We start from the raw sequence: 21,745 nt of genomic DNA on the forward strand, positions 1-21,745 counted from the left end.
GGCAAAAGTGCCTGTTTTCGGGGTTTTGTTACACTTTTAAGATAGTGATAATTACTTAATTATCAAAGAAATAAATCAACTTCTGAATATCCCTAGTTAAGGTTATATCCAATAGTTAATCAGCGCATTGGCTAATCTTAAATATTTATGCAAACCTTGATATTACATTGGTTTTTCAGTTTTTAAGAAATCAGAAGGTGAAATATCAAATTCGGTTTTGAAACATTTGCTAAAATAACTTGGACTTGAGAAACCACATTTAAAGGATGTTTCAGCTATGTTAATTCCTGCACTTAATAACCTTTTTGCATAATGTAATCGTTTTTTTCTGATGTATTCACTAATTGGCATATCCAAAAGGTTTTTCATTTTTACATGCAATACGGTTCTGCTGATCCCTAATTTACCGGTGATATCAGAAACCTGGAAGAGTGTATTATCTATATTTTCGTCAATCAAATTGTTAAGTTTCAGAATAAATTCGTTATCCGGGTTACTGATAGAATCTATCTCTTTATTGGAATAAATAAAATCCTGCATTTCTTTCTGTTGCTGATGTTTTAATTCCAGCATGTTGTTAACCTGTAATGCCAATTCATTAGGATCGAATGGTTTGGTGATATATGCATTAGCTCCACATTGAAAACCTTCAATATGATTTTGTTGATCGTTTTTAGCTGTTAACAGAAAAACCGGAATGTGAGAGGTTAAGATGTCATTCTTAATTTTTTTACAGAACTCATAGCCGTTCATTTGAGGCATCATAACATCACTAATAATTAAATCGGGAACATCTTTCTGGATAATATTTAGTGCATTTAAACCATTGTCAGCAGTTAATATTCTGTATTTATTCGAAAATAAATCAGCAGTAAAATTTACCAGTTCCTTATTGTCATCAACAATCAATATTACTTGTTTATTTACCTTAATAGATTCAATTTTCTGCTTGTCAAAACTCCTTTCATCAACAGGCATAGCTATTTCAGAATACCGGTAGTTCTTAAGAAAGCTTTCTTCTTTTTCAATGGTCACCAGCTCATCGTTTTCGAATGTACTTTTAGTTACATTTATTTCCAATCCAAATTCAGATCCAACGTTTAATTCACTGGAGACCTCAATCTTTCCTTTATGCAGTTTAACTAATTTTTTGGTGAGAGATAACCCAATACCCCAACCATTAAAATCTTCAGAGTTCTCAGATTTTATTTGGTAATACTCATCAAAAATATGAGATAGTTCATTTTGAGGAATACCAATTCCACTGTCCTCAATTTTTAATTTTAAGAAGATATCACCTTCTAAATTATCAGTCAATGAACCTGATATTCTGATTTCTTTGCCTTGTGGGGTAAATTTAATGGCATTGGAAAGTAAATTATTTACAATCTTTTCAAGATGAGAGGGAGAGAACCAGACATCTTCACCATGGTCTTCAATGTTAAGGGTTAAAGTTAACTCTTTGGCATATATGTTCTCATAATACAATTCAACTTGGTTTTTAATGAAATGTAATGGATTGCCATTGACAAGATGAAGTCTCAAAAGCCCGTTTTCAACTTTATTAAAGGTGGTTAATTCATCAATAAGACTTACCATCTTAATGGCATTTCGGTGTGCCAGTTGAAGACGTTTCTTAATATCTCCTGTTAAGTTAGTGTTGCTAATAATTGATTTTAATGGTGCAGCGATTAAAGATAAAGGAGTTTTTAATTCGTGAGAGATAGAGGTGAAGAAGTCAATTTTTATTTTATTGATTTCTTTTAATTTCTCTTTTTCCATCAATGCAATTCGTATCAGATTTTTTTGTTGTAGGCGAGAACTGGATATTTTTATTACGATGTATGAAAGTCCAATTAGAAACAGAAAATAAAGTATAAAGGCATATTTAGAACGATAAAAAGGTGGATTTATGATGATGTCAATCTGGGTTATTGGAGCATCATCCCAATTGATAGATGAGTTATTAGCTCGCACCATCAATGTATATTTACCGTTAGGAATGTTGGAACAGACTATTCTTCGTTGATTACCAACATTTATCCAGTTAGTATCTCTCCCAATTAATTTAACAGCATAATTAATGGTGCTTGTGTGTCCGGGCAGAATGGCAGAATAGTCAATGTAAAAGTTTTTTGATTGAGCATAAGTCAACTCTATTTGTTTTGTCTTGTTCAAACTTTTTTTCAAAGGACTATTGGGATTATCGGCCAAAACAACTTTATTATCAATGAATAAATTAACCAAATTAACCTTTAACTCTTCTTTTGGTAATTCTAATTTGTTGGGATAAAAACCAATTAAGCCATAGATACTACCGAAATAAAATTGTCCGTTATTACTTCTAAGACAGGACGAATAGTTGAACTGATTAATGGGAAGACCTTCATCTGTGGTGTATTTTGTAACTGAATTCCTTTCCTTATTTAAACAAATTAATCCGGCATGGGTACTAACCCAGAGTTTGTGATTGTCATCTTCCAGAATACCACAAATTGATTTGTCATTATTGTAATTCGAAATTTCCAAATGAGTAATTCTGTTGTTTTCCGGATTTAACTGATGTAATCCTTTGTTGTTGGTTCCAATCCAGATGATTCCCTTTTTGTCCTGATACAAATAGGTGATGTAATTATCCAGGAGGGTAGGGTTATTTTCATTGCTTTGAAGATGGGTGATTTCTCCACTGGCAATATTGTATTTGAAAAGGCCAAGGTTGACAGTTCCTAGCCATAGGTTATCCTCTTTGTCAATCAGCATTGTATAAATGAATTCAGAGGAAACTAAACGGTTGTTAATTGATTTAAAGGAGTTGGAAGTTTTATCGTAATAGCGAAGTCCGATTGTTGAACCAATCCATATTGTTTGATTTGAATCTTTTACCAAAGAAAAAATTGCGTCAGACTCCAATCCTTTGTGGTCATTAGCACGAAATCTTTGTGTTTTCTTTGTCTTTATGTTGTAGTTATAAAGTCCTGATAAAAAGGTGCCGACCCAAAGTTCGTTCGTCAATGAATCGTATAATAACTCATGTACATTATTACCAAATTGAGGTAGTGACTTAATTTTCTTTGTTTGTTTATTGTAAACATTCAAGCCACCATCTTCAGTAGCAATCCATAAGTCATCGTTTATCTCAACAAGCCTTCTGACTGCTTTCCCTTTAAGGTCAAAATTACTTATTCCAGGTTCAATAATATTGAATAATTCTGAACTGCTTAAGACTATGTTAATCCCTCCAAAATAAGTTCCAATCCATGTATTACCTTTTTTATCATGTAAAATGGAGTAGATGGGATTATCGTTTAATGTATTATTATTCGAGAAGTCCTGTTGGATTATTTCCACTTGACCCTGAGTGTTGATAATTGTAATACCTTTCTCGGTACCTAACCAGATATTACCTTTGTTATCTTCTGAAATAACACGAACAACCCCGTCTGAAATAGATTGCTCATCCCAGATTTTTATTTTCTGAGTTTTAAGATTTACACGCTGAATTCCCTTGTGATTTCTACTTATCCAGAGGTTTTGGTGAGAATCAAAAAACATAGGAGTTATGATATTTCTATCTGAAACATTTAAAAAATCTTTATAAATGGTTGGATTTAAGTAGGTATAGGCATTTGTTGTGTCATTATAGTTTACAATTCCATTGCTTGTAGTTAAAAAAATTTCATCATCGGCATTTATCACCATTGAATAGTATAATGTGTTTGCATTGTCTTTTATTTGTTCGAACTCATCTTTCAACTCATTGTACTTAAATAAAAAAGCACCACTTGCATATATTTCACCCTTGGATGTGCTTTTGATGGTATGTATTAATGATTTGTTGAGATTGTAATTTTTAAAGCTATTCGTTTCTGGAATATATCTTGATATACCAATTGAATGTCCAATCCATAATCTGTGTTTATGATCTTCATAAATTTCTTTAATGAAGTTATGCATTAAGCTGGTTGAATCATTCTGTACATTAAAAAATGAAACAAAATTATATCCGTCGTATTTGCATAGTCCGCATTTGGTACCGATCCATAAATAACCGTTTTGATCCTGAAACAAAGCTTCAATTTGCTGATGAGGCAATCCATCCCTGTCTGTAAGATGTACAAAGCGATTGTTTTCTGCCGACATTTCAATAATCGAAGAAACAATCAGAATTGAAAGGATGAAGTGTTTTAAAATTTGATTCAGCATGTTAAAGAAATTACTAATTCTTAGCAATAAGCATAACTATTGGCAGTTAGCTTATCAGATTAAAGAATGAAATGTAATACAGTGTGAAACTCAAATATAAAAAGAATGTGGATTCACTACAATCAGTCATTTTTAATGTTTTATCAATTTATACAAATAGATGGAAATGATGTTTGTGTAAATGTAATAATATCAACTTCTTAAACCGACTAATGATTTTGGTTTCTTAACTTTTTCAGATGTTTTAGAACAAAATTATATGAAATCAGAACAATATTACTAAACGGTTTAATCTGAAAAGTCGTTTGGATATGGTAACTATATCAACTTAATGAGCTTTGAAATCTTTCACTCTTTACTTATTTCAAAATATCATCTCATGAATAAAAACTTACAAGTTTTTGAGTGTATTGGATATGTTAATTGTATTAAAATAGTTGATGCACTCAAAAAACTGAATCCTGAATAAAAATGAAATTATCAATGAATAGAAAGTCCACTTGCATTCGGAAAATATTGATACTTACCTTAATGTTAGTGTTGATTAAACCTGCAATTGCGCAGATCGTCTGGCCTTCCGGACAGTTGTTACCCTCTTTTCCTGCTCCACAACAAAATCAGGACTTAATATATCTGAATGAAAATAATTTGAGCAGTGATGAAATGTATTTGTTTGCATCATTGAAAGGAGTTGTAAATATGACTCAACCCAGGATCTTTTCTTACGAAGGTGATGCTTTTGGAGAGGGGCCTTACACGTGGCTGGAATCGCTGAATCTGAGCTGGACTGAATATAACGATCCGTGGATTTTGATATCTAAATATATAGACGAAATTAGTGGTATTATTGTCTATGATGCAGATCAATTACACACTGTTAATTTGGCCACCATGTTGGCTCATGACCAAAAAGCATTAGTTGCATCTCCTGCATTAGTTTCGAAATTAACCTCTGCACCTTATAACCTCCCAATATTAACCGATCTAAGAGGGAAGTATGCTTCAAAGATGGAGGTATACCAGGATCTTTATGATAATTATTGGTCGGGGCTTGAACATCGTTTGTTGATAGGTTTAAATCCGGCTGTTCACAAAGCTGCTTTAAGAGAATATGCTGTAGCTCTGGGAGTGGCAGTGATTTGGTTGGATCCAGATGTTTATGAAGAATTATTGTTGCTAAGAGATTTTTTACAAAGTATGACAGAGGGAGCCAGTTTTATGGGATGGTGGCCCGAAGAAGCTGCAGGTGTTAAAGTAGCTTCAATCTTTGGTGTAGCTACCATTGCCAGTGATTGGTCAACAAACTTAACTATGCATAGTGGTATGCCAAGGTGCATCAGTAAAAAGCCGATACCTCAGAAACCCGAATTGGAAAATAAGCTATATGTTGCATTTATTCTCAGCGATGGTGATAATCTGCAGTATGTCGAGCATTTGATGCGAAAACTTTGGAATAATCCGGATAGGGGTTCCGTACCTCTTGGATGGACTGTTTCACCTGCAATGGTGGATGCTATGCCAGGAGCACTGAATTATTACTGGCAATCTTCAACCGAAAATGATAATCTGGTATCCGGGCCATCTGGTTTTGGTTATTCGTATCCCAACTATTTCCCAAATCAGGATGCATTGAATCGTTTTGTTACTAAAACAGAAGAATATAACAAGCTTGCAGGTTTGAGAGTTATTACAATATGGAATACAATAACCGGGGGAATTGATCTTGACGTTGGTCAGGCTTTTGCTGAATATGCGCCTACTACCTTAGGATTGACGGGGCAGGATACAGGAGCCAAACTGGCTATTTATAACAACTCACTACCCGGAAAACCTTTGACTTGTAATTATTGTTGGAATGAAGAAAATATGCTGGCCCATATAGGATATGGTTCGGAGGGATGGGATGGAAATTCTCCACGGTTTATTCTAATACAATGTCAACCATGGCAGGGGGCAACGCCTACTACCTTTAAAAATGTTGCCAATTCGCTGGATGCAAATTATGAAGTTGTTCGTCCCGACCATTTATTTCAGCTATTAAGAGAATCAAATGGATTAGATATTGATCCGGGAGCTAATCTTGAAGTTTCGGGTGTTACTATTACCCCAGGTTCCATTTTGCTAAGCACGGGAGAAACGGAACAATTAACAGCAATTGTTACTCCCAATAATTCACAAAACAGAATGGTTTCGTGGAGTAGCGATAATAGCCTTGTTGCAACAGTAAGTGAAGATGGTATTGTGACTGCTCATTCCGAGGGGTCGGCTAATATTACTGTTACTACACTGGAAGGTGGATACTCATCTGCTTGTACCGTTGAGGTTTCTAACTCTGTAAGTGCTGGAAACGGATTAAACGGCTATTATTATAATGGTTTGAAATTTGAAACACCTATTGGTGCTCGAAAAGATGCAAATATAAATTTCAATTGGGGAACAGGATCTCCTATGGTTAATGTTAATAATGATAATTTCTCCATTAATTGGAGTGGCCAGGTAAAACCATCCTATAGTGGAACTTATACATTTTATTTAACTTCTGATAATGGCAGAAGGCTTTGGATCGATAACAAGTTGGTTATTGATGCTTTGTATAATGACTGGGATATAGAGTATTCTGGCACTATGGATTTAAATGCAGGTCAGAAATACGATATAAGAGTTGAGTATTTTGAATATAATGGAGGTGCAAATTGTAAACTCGAATGGTCAAGTTCTCAACAATACCGACAGGTTATTCCTCAAAATAAATTGTTTGCATATGTGCCTTTGGGAAACGGACTTGCCGGTAATTATTATAATGGAAAAGATTTTGAGGATTTCATTACTTCCAGAGTGGACAGTGAAATAAATTTCGACTGGGGAGATACATCTCCAGTTTCGGGAGTTAATAATGATTTATTTTCAGTAAGATGGAATGGATTTGTTTTACCACAATATACTGAAAATTATACATTCAAAATACTGTCGGATAATGGATGTCGGTTATGGATAAACGATAAATTAATCATAAATGCATGGGGTAATGATCAGGGCGAATATTCTGGAAGCATCAATTTAAAAGCCGGAATAAAAAGCCGGATACAGGTTGATTATTGTGATATTGATGGGGCAGCAAACTGTGCCGTAGAATGGTCAAGTGTATCTCAGGAAAACGAAATAGTACCTAAATCCAGGTTGTATTCTCCTGTTTCTATTTATACAGCACCAGTGGAGTCTGTTGCCAATTCAGTTGATGGAAACAGAATTAATGATTTTGAGATTTATCCAAATCCGGTTGATAATAACCTTAAAGTCTTAAGTTCGGATATGATTTCTGGTGTGAAGATTTTTAATGTTTATGGACAGATTATTTATAATGCAAGTATTGATGGTGTTAATACTGAATTGGATATAGACACTTCTGAACTATTAAACGGGATTTATATCATCAATCTAACTACTGCAAATAGTAAGTTACTATCCAAAAAGTTTATAAAAAGGTAGCACATCCTTGCTTTTGCTTAAACAAATGCCATGAAATAACATCAATCCATTTGCGATTGATCAGTTGCTATTCACTATCCATCTAGTTTAATTCTTATAATAGCTAATTTTTTAATTCTGCCCTTCGAAAAGTTTTTACTGCTATTTAATTGAATGTAATATAATGTGAAAAAAGAGCAATTTGAATGGTCAACCTTCCGATGCTTATCAGCATTGTTAATATGTATTCATTTATAATGTACGAACAATAGTTATAGTGTAAAGTTAAGATATATAGATTTTTGTGTGTTCTTATTAGCAGTATTTGTAAATTTTGTTCGGCTGAATCAGAACGAGAATATACGAATTCAGAACATTTCTGCTACCCGGTTGATGTTAACAAATCTATGTTTGTGTTATCAAAAATTAACCAGGTAAATAATGAAAAGTCTAAAGTTAGTACTAGCCATTTTATGTCTTAGTCACTTAATTGTTTTTGCTGAGGGAAATCAACAAACAGAGAAAAAAGGATCCAAACCGATTGCAAAAGTAGGTAGTTCAAATAAAGTAAAGCAGAAAGAAATATTTTATGCCGATCCTACCATATACTATAGTGATGGTATTTACTATCTGACCGGTACACGTAATATTCAACCACTGGGTTTTGCCATCCTGAAGTCAACTGATTTAAAAGTATGGAGTTCTCCTTCAAAGAAGGATCTTCACATGATTCTTCAAAAAGATCATAAAGCTTTTGGAGAGAATGGTTTTTGGGCTCCACAAATTCTAAAATATAACAAGGAGTATTTATTTGCTTATACAGCCAATGAGCAGGTTGCGTTGGCAAAATCTAAAAAACTATTGGGGCCATATACTCAAAAAATTATGGGTCCGGTTGATGGTTCAGAAAAGAATATTGATCCATTTCTGTTTCAGGATAATGACGGTAAATATTACTTATATCATGTTCGATTTAACAGAGGTAACTTCTTGTGGGTTGCTGAATTTGATATGGATAGTGATAAAATGCTGCCTGAAACGTTAAAACAATGTTTTGGTAAAACTCAAGACTGGGAAGCTACAGATAATTATCCTTCCGATCCAATTATGGAGGGACCGACAGTTTTGAAGCTAAAGGACAAATACTATCTTTTTTATTCTGCTAATCATTTCATGAATATTGATTATGCTGTTGGTTATGCTGTCTCAGATTCGCCTTATGGGCCCTGGGTAAAAAATACAGACAATCCAATTATTCATCGTTCAATTGTAAAAGAGAACGGTTCTGGCCATGGAGATATTTTTATGGGCAAGGATCAGCAACTTTATTATGTATATCATGTGCATAATGCTTATGATAAAGTGAGCCCCCGAAGAACGCGTATTGTTCCATTGATAATGAAGTGGAATGAAGAAACTGAGGTTTATGATTTTACGGTTGATGAAAAAAATGTGATCATCCCTGTGATGTCATCCTCTGACAATGATTAATATACCTATTTATATCTAATCCTTTAATGTCTTGATTTTTAAGACAGTTTAATTAATCCAATTCAAAGTAATTTCTCTGGTAAGTTCCGGGAATTACTCAAATGACTCAACTAATTTAAACTAAGTATTATGAAAAAAATTTTATTCTCTTTTGTTTTAACCTTTTGTCTATTTGCAAAAGGTATGTATGCTCAAACTTTACCTGACGGAATGGTGGCTTTATTGCCTGATGGTGTAACGGCTAATGTCGATGCTGATTACAAATGGGCTCAATATAAAAGTTTGGTTGTTGCTGGAACAGATGAAGTCGGTTATAAAGCTTTTTTTGCTGCATCTGATGATACAAATGGTGAAGAATTGTGGGTAACAGATGGTACTGCAGAAGGAACTCATTTGGTTAAAGATATTTTCCCGGGAACTTCAGGTTCTGAAGTAGTTTACCTTACACCATTTAATGATAAAGTAGTTTTTAGTGCCAATGATGGAACAAATGGTACAGAATTATGGATCTCAGATGGTACTGAAGCAGGTACTTATATGGTTAAGGATATTCATTTTCTGGATAGTTCTAATCCTAAAGGTTTTGTTCAGGTAAATGAAACGCAATTTGTATTTGCAGCTATGGATTTCGATAGTGAGCAATTTGGAAATCAATATTGGTTGTGGGTTAGTGATGGTACAACAGATGGAACAGAAATGATCTATCAGTGTGATTTGAGGTATCCGGGGCAGGATAATAGCAGTTTATATGCTCCTTATGTTCGTGTTGGTAGAAAGGTGTTCTTTAAAGCAGATAATAAAGAAGGTACTGTTGGCGAAGAATTATGGGTAACCGATGGAACTGCTGCAGGAACTAACTTTCTAATGGATATAAATGTTGAGGAAATTGCAACAGGTACAGCTAACTCAGCACTTGATTGGTTCAAGAACTTTTATAATGAGAAGTTATTCTTTAAAGCCTTTACCATTGAAAATGGGAATGAGCCATGGGCAAGTGATGGAACACCGGAAGGAACTTATGAAATTTATGATTGTAACCCTACCTATAATGAAAGTAATTTTCCAAATAGTGGTGGAGCCGGTCAGGTTTGTCAATATCCATACAATGGAAAAATCTACTTCAGAGGTTACAGCCCTGAAACAGGTTATGAATTAGGTTGTACAAACCTGGATCAAGGAGATTATACTGTTTTTGATATCAATCAGAATGCTCCAACAGCTACATCCAACAGTTATACAGATGAAGGTATTGAATTTGATGGTGTTTACATGTTCTGTGCAGCAACAGGTTTTGATTCCAGTCTGGAGAACAACTTTGGAGGAGAAATTCATTATACCGATGGAACTACTGTAACTCGTCAATCTGATTTGGCACCGGGAGTTCAGAGTAACTGGGCCAAAGAATTTACAGTGGTATCAGGAAGTATGTATTTTGTTAATGTATCGGGTGATATTGATGAATACAAACAAAAACTGTTTAGAATAGACAGTAAAGATGAAACACCAGTAAGAGTATGTAATTTAAATGCTTCAGGAGATCAGATTCATAACTTAAGAAATCTGGGCGGAGATTTAGTATTTGCTGCATCGTTCAATAATCAGGTTTACAGTTACTCATATCGCAAAGCAAGTTTTGATCCTGTAGCTGATAAAGATAATCTGGAAATCGAATTCAGAACCCGTCAGGAAATTGAAGATGATAATGCAACTGCTGTTGACGATGTAGAGTACGCAAGCGTTACTATCTATCCAAATCCTGCATCAGATATGATTACCATACAAACAGTGGAATCAATTCTTAAAGTTCGTATTTACGATATGGCAGGAGCCTTGGTTAAAGTTGTTACTGAGCCTTCATCGAATCAGGTAAATGTATCGAATATTACTGCAGGAATGTATATTGTTGAAGTTACAACATCTGCAAGTAGTAATAAGGCTACCATTATTATTAAATAGAATAGGAGTGTTTACGGTGGTTTACTATCACCGTAAACACTTTTTCATTTGAATAATTCTTCAACTATTAGTGAAATAATGAAGCGATTAATAAACTACAAATCAATCATAGGCGTATTACTTTTTTGTTTTCCATTTCTGAGTCATGGACAAGAAAGTTTTGTAGCAACAGGAGGTGTTTTGGATGCAAATACACAGCAACCATTAGTAGGCGCCAACGTTGTAGAAAAAGGAACCTATAATGGAACCATAACAGATATAGATGGTAATTATCAGATAAAAATAAGTGTAGGAGATACTCTTGTAATTAGTTTTCTTGGTTATGAGAATCAGGAGTTTGTTGTAATCAACAAGGTGCCTGCTAAGATATTATTACAGGATGAAAGTCGGTTGTTGGATGACTTAGTTGTGGTTGGATATGGTGTTCAGAAAAAGAGTGATGTTACAGGGGCAATTGCCTCAGTAAAAGGAGAAGATATCAGTTCTGTTCCGGTAGCATCTGCAGTGCAAGCTTTGCAGGGTAAAGCATCAGGTGTTCAGATTGTTCAGAATACGGGTGCACCAGGAGCCAGTACCATGATTAAAATCAGGGGTACAGGAACGGTTAATGATTCTGATCCGCTCTATGTTGTGGATGGGTTTATAACGGATAATATTAATCATATAAATCCTGCTGATATTGCCAATATTGAAATTCTAAAGGATGCAGCATCATGTGCTGTATATGGATCCCGAAGTGCCAATGGTGTTGTGTTAGTTACAACCAAATCGGGTGAGAGTGGCAAAACACGAATCACGTTCGATAGTTATATGGGATTTTCGAGTCCATGGCGTACCATACCTGTTATGAATACTCAGGATTATGCTTTGATGCTTGATTATATTAACGGGACCAGCGACTATTCTGCCGATGGTCAGTTGTATTATTCAAAAGATGATGCCGGATCTTTATATTTCGATGATCAGAAATTTCAAAGAATAGACACCATTGCACGTAATTCGCCGGATAGCTGGTGGGATGCAATTACACAAACCGGTATTAAACAGCAATATAACCTTTCTATCTCAGGAGGTAACGAAAAAAACAAGTACTTATTAAGTACCAGCTATTATAACGAAAAGGGGATTGTTAAAACATCCGATTTTTCAAGAATCAATGTTCGGTTAAATCTGAATAATAAGATCAGTCCATGGTTAACAGCCAATACCAATGTGATTCTAACCAATAATAATCAACAGGTTGTTCCACAGGGAAGTTCGGGTGTATTGAAACGTGCATTATATCAAAGTCCAATGGTTTATACTTACAACTCACGTGGCTATTATTCCGAAAATCATCCTATTGCAATGATAGAACGTTCGCATAATAGCAATGAGAATTACAGGGTTGATTTAAACTTTAGTTTAACAGCAAAAATGGGTGACTGGGCAAGTTATCAATTCAAAGTATCTGATTATGTGACCACACGTAAAGAGAGTAACTTTTCTGAGGTAGGTAAGTTGGAAGAAGATTTTTATATGCCATCCGACATATCAGCAGTTTATAAATACAGTAACCTGACAAATAAATGGGAGGTCAATAACCTGATTAACCTGTTTTATAATAATGAGGTTCATGATATCAATTTCTTGATTGGACAAACATTAGAAGGATTTAGCAATGAGTATACGAGTTCAACCAGTTATGGAACGGCAGATAATCAGGAAGCATCGCGATATCCGTCAAGTGCATTTGCAGGATTTGTAAATGATGGATATGCTCGCAACTGGTCGTCAATGGGCTTTGTAAGTCGTATTAATTATAGCTTATACGATCGTTACCTTCTTCAGGCAAACTTTAGAGCGGATGCATCTTCCATATTTGCTAAGTCTCAACGGTGGGGGCTTTTTCCATCTGTTTCGTTAGGATGGAAATTTAGTTCTGAATCATTTTTAGAAAATGTCGATTGGCTAACCATTGGTAAAATCAGATTAGGTTGGGGACAATTAGGAAATAATCGTATTGATGAATTATCACGATATACATTGATCGACACCGGTACCAATGGATCATATGGCTATCCGTTTGGCGTTGGAAACCATGTGATTTATGCAGGGATGGCGTCGTCTTCACTAGGTAATTCGGATATTGTTTGGGAAAAAACCGAGACTTTTAATGCCGGATTGGATTTAAGCATGTTTCGCAACAGACTTACCACAACCATCGAAGTGTTTGATAAACTGACTTCAGATATGTTATTACGGGTACCAATTAGCGTTTCGGCCGGAGTAAGTAATGCCCCAATGACTAATGCCGGATCTGTAAGTAACCGAGGAATAGAATTCAATGTGAATTATAAAGGATCGATCAGAAAACTTAAGTATGATTTAGGTTTCAATATCTCACATATCAAAAATGAAGTAGTTAGTTTGGGTACAGGAAATGAACCAATTTATGGATCCTATTTGTCAGAATCAAGCATTCTGGATTTTGTTACCAAAACAGAAGTGGGGCGACCTATTGGTAGTTTTTATGGATATGTTACCGATGGAATCTTTAACACTTACGAAGAAATAGAAGCAAGTGCTCAATATGAAGCCGATAAGAATAGTTTTGAGCAAATAGCGCAACCAGGTGATTTTAAATTCAAGGATTTAAATGGCGATAATGTTATTGATTCAGAAGATCGAACATTTCTCGGATCACCACATCCTGATTTTATGTTTGGAGTGCCGATTGCTCTAAGCTATAAAAATTTCGACCTGAATATTTTCTTTTATGGACAATATGGCAATAAGATATTTAATGTAATGGATTATTATCTGAGCAATGCGGCTAACGGAAATGTTTACGCCGATTTAAGAGATAATCAATGGTCGGGGCAACTTCGTGAAGATCGTGCTTATTTTCCTTTAAATACTACTGGCGCAACGGTACCTGATTTGAGAACATCAGATAGAAACAGAAATTTCAGATCGTCAGATTTTCTGGTACAGGATGGTTCATATATCCGATTACAGGATGTTCGACTCAATTATAATTTTAATGAAGCTGTTTTAAATCGTTTATCATTAACTGGTTTATCAGTGTTTATTGGAGCCAATAACTTGTTTACCTGGACTAAATACAAAGGGTTTGACCCTGAGGTGGGTAAGGTTGTTGGTACCGACGGCAATAACCTGGCATTGGGAGTGGATCATGGTAATTATCCTCAATCCAGAACATTTACTATTGGATTTAAAATCAGTTTATAAAATAGTTGCAATGAAGAAAATAAGTTTATTTCAATTATTCATATTATCCGTTTTTGCATTAACATTTTCAGGGTGTCAGGATTTTCTTGAGAAAGAAGTGTTAGGACATGCAACGGATGAGAATTTCTATAATACTAAATTTAAGTTACAGGCTGCTTTGGATGCTACTTACAATGTGCTGCAGACAGATCAGTTTAATTCTTGTGACTGGAGATTTGGAGAAGCATGTGGTGATGATGTTTGGGGAGGAGATGAAAGTCTGACCAGCCAGCAGGGGCAGTTGTCTCATTTCTTGTTTAATACTTCCAATGACTGGATTTTAAGTAGGTATGAGATTAATTATGAAGGTGTAAATAAAGCCAATCAGGTAATTGCGAATGCCCATCGGGTTCAACTGTCAAATGATGATTACTCTGAATACAAGGAAGTTCGTCAGATTCTGGGACAAGCTAAATTTTTAAGAGCATTGTTTTATTTTAATCTGGTAAAAACCTATGGTGGAGTTCCTATTCGACCAGAGAAAGAGTCCATTGATAGTCTGATAGTTCCACGAAGTACCGCAGAAGAGGTATATGCTTATATAGAAAAAGACCTAAGAGAGGCTGCAATTATGTTACCGGCTCGTTTTACGGAATCAAATGCTGGTAAAGCAAGTGCAGCATCTGCAGTAGCTTTATTGATGAAGACATTACTTTATCAAACTACACCTGGAGAACCATCTGATGAATGGGATGAAATAGTGAAACTGGGAGGTTACTTTGTTGATGGTGATGATATGACCTATGGATCAATCCTAAATTATGATGGAGGAGAAGATTGGGAGACATTGAGAAAACGGTTGTGGTTTAAACCGGAGGAAGTAAACGGAGCAACAGATCCTTATGAGACAACAGCCACTTTACTACCTCAGTTAAACAATGCTTACACATTAGAATATGTTGATTACATGGGAGCCAGTATCACATATGATGAAATGTTTTATCAGACTGGTGAGTTTAACGGCGGGTCAGTGTTTGAAATCGTGTTTAAAGAATCAGCTGATGGTTCCGGTGGTGATGTGAATGAGGGAAGTGGGGTATACGGAAGCATGTGGTATAGTCCACCCGTTGTGTTTACCAATGCCAGCCTGATTGATGATATTTTTGGAAACGACCCTCGCAGAACATTGTGTCTGACTCATAATGATTATGCTCCTGATGGTGGTGTTTGTTTTTGCGGGCCAGGAAAATATGTAACCCTTAAATGGTATACTCCTGTCAAAGAGAGACCTCAATATGGTGGTGATAATGGTAAGAACAGGCGTTTGATTCGTTTCCAGGAAGTGGTTTTGACTTATGCTGAAGCCCTAAATGAAACGGGGAATAGAGAAGCAGCCCTTATTCATTTAAATAGAGTTAAAACAGAAGCGAATACAATTAATGGTACATCCACTTTATATATTGCTGGTGGCTACGGTTATATGAGAGACCAGATTTGGAGCGAAAGAAGAAAAGAACTTTGTTTCGAATGGGATCGATTCTTCGACTTGGTTCGTCAACGAAGAGCAGCTGAAGTAATCAAAGAATATGGAGCCAACAGGGCTAATAAGAGGGGGTATTATTTTAGAAAAGGGGTGAATGAATTGTTTCCAATTCCTCAAAAGGAAATTGATATTTCAAATGGTGTCATCACTCAAAACCCTGGATATTAATTTGTAATTGATATGAAAATGAAAAATAGATTATATTCTTTTCTGATAGTCATTACTGTATTAGTATTGGCCTCTTGTGAGAAAAATGAAACTCCTTCTGATCCGTTGGCAATGTTTTCAATCAGTAGTAGTGATTTGGAAGTTAATGAATCAATGGAAATTAATTTCACCGGTCAAGCCGATCAGGTAGTTATTTATACCGGAGATATATCGCATAATTACGATCTGATTACAGAGAGTAATACCGGATTTGTTGTAAATAAAAACTACTTCACGTATGCATTTGCCACTCCAGGTAAATATAAAGTGGTTTGTGTTGCTTCTACCTATAATGATTTAGCTGAAGATCTGAAGCGTGATACGACCTCAGTTATGGTTACTGTTATCGATGACAATACCAATATTGATAATATCTCATGCAACCAGATTGTATATGATGAGGTTTTTGCCAATCGACTGAATGATGAATGGTTGATGGTACTTCCGCGTAAAGTGAAATTTAAAAATTATCAGGTTCCGGTTTCTTTATCGCAGCGTCTAAAGTTCTATACCGAATCGGACTCAATGAAGTTGTTTATCAATGATGAAGAATATAACCAAACAACTAAGTATGATTTAAGCGAAGTTCTTGATATCAGTGTTCAATCGAATGAAGGAACGAATCGTAGTTATGCTTTATATACAGCCTATTATCCCGAATTTTCTTCATTTAAAATAAATGGTGTTTCCGGTACTATTGTCAGAGATGATTATGTGTATGGTAGTTTTGAAGTCAATGTAGTATTACCTGCAGGTACAGACCTGACTAATCTTACTCCTGAATTTACAACTACGGCTGTAGACGAGAAGGTGTATGTCAATTCAATAGAGCAAACATCAGGCTTATCAGTGATTGATTTTAGTTCAGAGGTTACATATACAATTCAATATTCCTTAGAGAATAAGCCGGAAATGGTTGCAGAGACAAAAGTTAAAATAAATGTTGCTGCTGAATAGAACAAATTGCGATTTAATGTAAGTGAATTTCAATACTTTCTTGTATAGAATGTATGCGAAGATTCTGAAATAACAGAAATAAGATGAGTAAAATAAAGATATTATTGATTTTGGGTATTGTGTTTTTATCAACATGTTTGGTACAGGCACAAACCTGGAACAATCCTTTAGTACTTCCGGAAGAGTGGAACCTTTATGGAATTGGGGATCCGTACCTTTTAAAATACAAGGGAGAATACTACCTGTATTGCAGTACCCGTGATGATATGACTGGAGTTAAATGTTGGTCGAGTCGCGATTTGGTAAACTGGAATTATCAGGGATTAGCCACAACAGAATCTGTAACTAAAGGAGCCTATGCACCTGAGGTTATTTATTACGACGGTAAGTTCTACATGTATACTTCGCCAGCCGGAAATGGACATTATGTTCTTAAGGCAGATGCTCCAACTGGTCCTTTTACTCTGGCAACAGGTAATGTTGGGAATTCTATCGATGGATCTGTATTTATTGAGGATGATGGTTCAATGTATTTCTATCGGGCCGGCTCATCAGGTATCTTTGGTCACAGTATGTCATCGCCAACAAATATTGGCAGCCCGGTTCAGATTAATGCTTATATGAATGGTTGGACAGAAGCACCTTGTGTGATTAAACGCAATGGTATCTATTATATGCAATACACAGGTAATCATGTTATATCACCCGGGTATCGTATTAATCATGGTCGCTCAAGTACGGGTCCTTTAGAAGGGTTTTCGCCAATAGATGAGTTAAATCCGTATATTGTTTGTTCTGAAGGAGATGTACAGTCTTTGGGGCATGGAAGTCTGTTTATAGGTCCCGATCTCGACTCATACTATATCACCTACCATAATAAAGTAAGATCATACAGCACCGGTCCATTGCGACATGTTAATTTCGACAGGATTGCCTGGAATGGAGAACTGATTTTAGCTATGGGCCCAACAACTTTTAGTAAACCCGTTCCGGAGATGCCTGACTTTTACGATTATTTTGATGCAAATAGTATTGGAGATACCTGGCAAACTATTGCAGGAAGCTGGCAAATAATGGATGGAGTTCTGATTCAGGATAATTTAAGTGGTACAACAGATGATTTACTGCTAATTTCAGATGAACCGGCAGCTAGTTATACGGCTGAGTTTAATCTTCAAACAATCAATTCAAACGGCAGTGATTCTTACAATGGAGTTGTATTTAATTACATTGATGATAATAATTACGGCAGAGTTATACTCAATGCTAATGCCAATACAATTGAAATAAATACGAAGGTAAGTGGAGTGTGGGGATCACCAATAGTGCAAAGTATTGCCAATGTAGTGGATATTAGTAAATGGAATACCATCAGGATTGAAAAGAATCTTGACCAGGTAAAAGTCTTCATGAATAACATGTTAAAAGCCGAGGTTGCTAGTACTTCTACTGAAGGCAAGCTGGGATTAATTAGCTACGCATCAGAAACGCACTATGATTTTTGTGCTTTTTCAAATAAAATAAACGGAAGCGGAGTTTACGATGCCTATAAACCTGTTCCTGGAAGAGTGGAAGCCATTCATTATAATCAAACAAATGGATATAATGAGGTAAACCCAACCGGTACTGTTAATTTCAGACATGATAATGCCAAGGTTACAGCCATAGGACAAGGGAGATATGCTTTAGGTATGGCAAGTGTCGGTAATTGGTATGATTATAATTTAAATGCTGAATATGCCGGTAAGTACGTTATTGGAATAAAATATGCCGCTGTTGCTGAATGCACGGTGAGTTTATCAACGTCAGAAGGTAAATTATGCGATGATATTATTCTTCCTGCTACTGGTGGAGGTTTTAAAACAGTAGTAACAGAACCCATTTCCTTAGGTCAGGGATTCAACACTGTTAAGTTGACAATTGAAGCGGGACAAGCCGCCTTTTATCATTTCAAATATGAGCAACAGGAAAGTGTTGAAAGTTATTCTGATAGTTTTACTTCTGTTTATAATAATTGGAACTACGAAGATGGCACCTGGCTTATTGAAGATAAAACAGCTTTAGTTGATGGTACAGGTAAGCGCACGGTAGGAAGCATAAACTTGAGTGACTATGCCGTTGAGGTTGATGTAAAATATAATAATGGTACAAATGCCGGTCTAATCTTCAGGGTTAAAAATCCGGCTCAAGGTGGAATTGGTGACGATCCTCAGCTTGGGGCCGATTTTCTACAAGGTTACTATGTTAATATTACATCCACGGGAGCTTCTTTGGGTAAGCATAATTACAACTGGCAAGGTTTGGCAAACTATTCGGGTACAACACATAATATCGGTCAATGGTATCACCTCAAAGCTGAAGTAAGAGGGGCTAATATCAAGATTTACATTGATGATATGGATCATCCGGTGATTGATTATACCGATGCTGATCCTTTTATAACCGGGAAAGTGGGTTTACGTTCCTATTATACCAATGCTAATTTTGACAATTTCACTATCTATGATATTAACTCTGAATCTTCGGTGTTAAATGAGGATGTTTGTTACTCAATCATTTCCTGTTATTCTGATAATGTAATTGCTGTAAATCCAACAAACTCAAATGAGATTACACAGGCTGTTCTTGATGAAAATGATCCTTATCAACAATGGAAGTTTAAAAAAGCCAGTTCTTACTGGTCTATCATCAATAAAGGTTCAGGAAAATATTTGACAATTAATGATCTGGATGCTGTTATCACTTCATCGTATGCACAGCAAAAGCAATTTTTTTGGAATGTTAATGAGGTTGAAGTGGGAAAGTACAGTATTGTAAATTTGGATAGCGGAGAGAGTTTAATGTTGGCAGAAGGGGAGTCAAATGCCGGAACTTCCATTTTGCAAGGGGCATATTCGGGTTTGGAAGAACAAAAGTGGAAATTCAACTATTTGTTCCGCGATGATGTATCGACTGCAATCAATCAGCCCAGTATTTCATCTTCCTCAATTGTTGTATCACCTAATCCGGCCAGAAATTTTTTTGAGATAACCTCCGAACAGCCAATTCAATCCATAAAGGTTTTTGATGTGAACGGGATTTTTATTCAACAATATTTAGTGGAAAATCTCAATGCCTATAGTGTGAGTTGTACTGATTATACAAAAGGAGTATATGTTATCTGGGTCATTACAGAAGTGGGTGACGACAAACAAAGACTTGTGATTATTTAATCTTTTAAAGGTAGGATAAGCCATTTGTTTTATGGTTCATTAAACCTGATGAAAGTATGTTAATTGAAATGAATAAAAAGCTAAATAAAACTAAGTATATGAAACTAAATAATTTAATTGGGTTACTAGTTGTTTTCTTTTTGGGAGCATGTAATTGCCCGCAAACAGAAACTTGTGATACTAAAAGTCAGGTAATAAATACCAGATGGACTAAAGAACAAGCCAAAAATTGGGGCGAAGAGAATGGATGGTTGAGAGGAAGTAACTTTAACCCAAGTACTGCTATCAACCAATTAGAAACCTGGCAGGCAGAATCATTTGATACAGCAACCATAAATCGTGAGTTGGGCTGGGCCGAAGAGATCGGAATGAACTGTATGCGTGTTTATCTTCATCATGTGGCCTGGGAAGTTGATAAAGAGGGTTTTAAATATCGCATGAATCAATATCTAAGCATTGCAGACAGTCACGGTATTAAAACAATTTTTGTTTTTTTTGATGATTGTTGGAATGTGACGTATAAAGCAGGTAAGCAACCTGATCCAAAACCGGGAGTTCATAATTCAGGTTGGGTACGCGATCCGGGTGATTTGATTTTTCTTGATGAAAATTTAATGCCTCTTTTAGAAGAATACGTAAAAGATGTATTGACAACTTATAAGGATGATAAACGAATAGCTATCTGGGATTTATACAACGAGCCAGGAAACAATGGTTTAAAAAACAGTTCAATGCCTTTGTTGCGCAATGTATTTAGATGGGGTTGGGAAGTTCGTCCGTCACAACCATTGTCTGCAGGTGTTTGGAATGTAAGATTGACAGATTTGAATAAATTCCAGATTGAAAATTCTGATATCATTACCTATCATAACTATCAGGGACCGGAAAAACATCAGGCTGCAATTGATAGCTTGAAAAAATACGACCGTCCAATGGTATGTACTGAATATATGGCCAGAAGAAATAATAGTTATTTTCAAAATATCATGCCTATTCTGAAAAATGAGAATGTGGGCGCTATTAACTGGGGTTTGGTCGCAGGAAAATCAAACACAAAATATGCCTGGGATGAGCCAATACCTGATGGTTCTGAACCTGCTCTTTGGTTTCATGAGATTTTTCATCCTGATGGAACACCTTATAGTCAGGAGGAAGTTGATTTGATAAAATCATTAACATTAGGAGAATAAATTATAGTATAAATTTTCATAAAACATTATAAAGTAATATTTATAATTAGAATGTAACTATAGCTAAGTTAAAAAGGGATTGGTATAAAAGCTGATCCCTTATTCTGTTTTAAATTAGTCAATGAAATTTTGTGTGGACTTTGTATTAACATACGATTCAGACAAAAAAAGAATAAATAAGAGAAATTGCTGTTGTAGAATGTGTAGGTGCTGTTTGTTGAGAAATTAAAGCTGAAAACTAATTTCAATATTTAAGGTTCCTTCTGGATGTTGTAACGAAGCTTAAGTGTTGTAATTTAGAGTATTAA

At 35.5% G+C, this 21,745-nt stretch carries 9 protein-coding genes; 8 read left to right on the forward strand and 1 reads right to left on the reverse strand.

What is annotated here, in order from left to right; genetic code table 11:
* Nucleotides 1-162 precede the first annotated feature (162 nt).
* On the reverse strand, nt 163-4,203 hold the full coding sequence (locus ACRD62_RS08205) for a two-component regulator propeller domain-containing protein (RefSeq protein ID WP_430819649.1): 4,041 nt from the start codon (nt 4,201-4,203) through the stop codon (nt 163-165).
* Nucleotides 4,204-4,686: 483 nt separating this feature from the next.
* On the opposite strand from ACRD62_RS08205, the gene ACRD62_RS08210 reads away from it, so the two are divergent.
* From ACRD62_RS08210 to ACRD62_RS08245, 8 genes are all read left to right on the forward strand, one after another.
* Nucleotides 4,687-7,689: a PA14 domain-containing protein gene (locus ACRD62_RS08210; protein WP_430819650.1), complete on the forward strand. Its 3,003-nt coding sequence runs from the start codon at nt 4,687-4,689 to the stop codon at nt 7,687-7,689.
* Nucleotides 7,690-8,109: 420 nt separating this feature from the next.
* Nucleotides 8,110-9,159 (forward strand): glycoside hydrolase family 43 protein, encoded by a 1,050-nt coding sequence (locus tag ACRD62_RS08215; RefSeq protein WP_430819651.1) that lies wholly within the window; start codon nt 8,110-8,112, stop codon nt 9,157-9,159.
* A gap of 129 nt (nt 9,160-9,288) precedes the next feature.
* Nucleotides 9,289-11,115, forward strand: a complete 1,827-nt coding sequence (locus ACRD62_RS08220) for an ELWxxDGT repeat protein (protein ID WP_430819652.1) — start codon at nt 9,289-9,291, stop codon at nt 11,113-11,115.
* A gap of 78 nt (nt 11,116-11,193) precedes the next feature.
* Nucleotides 11,194-14,349 (forward strand): SusC/RagA family TonB-linked outer membrane protein, encoded by a 3,156-nt coding sequence (locus tag ACRD62_RS08225; RefSeq protein WP_430819653.1) that lies wholly within the window; start codon nt 11,194-11,196, stop codon nt 14,347-14,349.
* A 10-nt stretch (nt 14,350-14,359) separates the two neighbouring features.
* On the forward strand, nt 14,360-16,039 hold the full coding sequence (locus ACRD62_RS08230) for a RagB/SusD family nutrient uptake outer membrane protein (RefSeq protein ID WP_430819654.1): 1,680 nt from the start codon (nt 14,360-14,362) through the stop codon (nt 16,037-16,039).
* Between the two features lie 18 nt (nt 16,040-16,057).
* A complete protein-coding gene (locus ACRD62_RS08235; protein ID WP_430819655.1) occupies nt 16,058-17,035 on the forward strand; it encodes a hypothetical protein in 978 nt (325 codons plus the stop codon).
* Nucleotides 17,036-17,118: 83 nt separating this feature from the next.
* Entirely contained in the window at nt 17,119-20,247 is a 3,129-nt protein-coding gene (locus ACRD62_RS08240) for a family 43 glycosylhydrolase (RefSeq protein ID WP_430819656.1), read from the forward strand.
* Between the two features lie 98 nt (nt 20,248-20,345).
* On the forward strand, nt 20,346-21,437 hold the full coding sequence (locus ACRD62_RS08245) for a glycoside hydrolase 5 family protein (protein WP_430819657.1): 1,092 nt from the start codon (nt 20,346-20,348) through the stop codon (nt 21,435-21,437).
* Nucleotides 21,438-21,745 lie beyond the last annotated feature (308 nt).

The sequence above is a fragment of the Carboxylicivirga caseinilyticus genome, assembly GCF_050589785.1.
Taxonomy (GTDB): Bacteria; Bacteroidota; Bacteroidia; order Bacteroidales; family Marinilabiliaceae; genus Carboxylicivirga; species Carboxylicivirga caseinilyticus.

What these genes read in the sequence shown, in the direction of transcription:
- ACRD62_RS08210 (WP_430819650.1), top strand. Translation starts at nt 4,687, where the DNA reads ATGAATAGAAAGTCCACTTGCATTCGGAAAATATTGATACTTACCTTA.
- ACRD62_RS08220 (WP_430819652.1), top strand. Translation starts at nt 9,289, where the DNA reads ATGAAAAAAATTTTATTCTCTTTTGTTTTAACCTTTTGTCTATTTGCA.
- ACRD62_RS08245 (WP_430819657.1), top strand. Translation starts at nt 20,346, where the DNA reads ATGAAACTAAATAATTTAATTGGGTTACTAGTTGTTTTCTTTTTGGGA.
- ACRD62_RS08225 (WP_430819653.1), top strand. Translation starts at nt 11,194, where the DNA reads ATGAAGCGATTAATAAACTACAAATCAATCATAGGCGTATTACTTTTT.
- ACRD62_RS08205 (WP_430819649.1), bottom strand. Translation starts at nt 4,203, where the DNA reads ATGCTGAATCAAATTTTAAAACACTTCATCCTTTCAATTCTGATTGTT.
- ACRD62_RS08235 (WP_430819655.1), top strand. Translation starts at nt 16,058, where the DNA reads ATGAAAAATAGATTATATTCTTTTCTGATAGTCATTACTGTATTAGTA.
- ACRD62_RS08240 (WP_430819656.1), top strand. Translation starts at nt 17,119, where the DNA reads ATGAGTAAAATAAAGATATTATTGATTTTGGGTATTGTGTTTTTATCA.
- ACRD62_RS08215 (WP_430819651.1), top strand. Translation starts at nt 8,110, where the DNA reads ATGAAAAGTCTAAAGTTAGTACTAGCCATTTTATGTCTTAGTCACTTA.
- ACRD62_RS08230 (WP_430819654.1), top strand. Translation starts at nt 14,360, where the DNA reads ATGAAGAAAATAAGTTTATTTCAATTATTCATATTATCCGTTTTTGCA.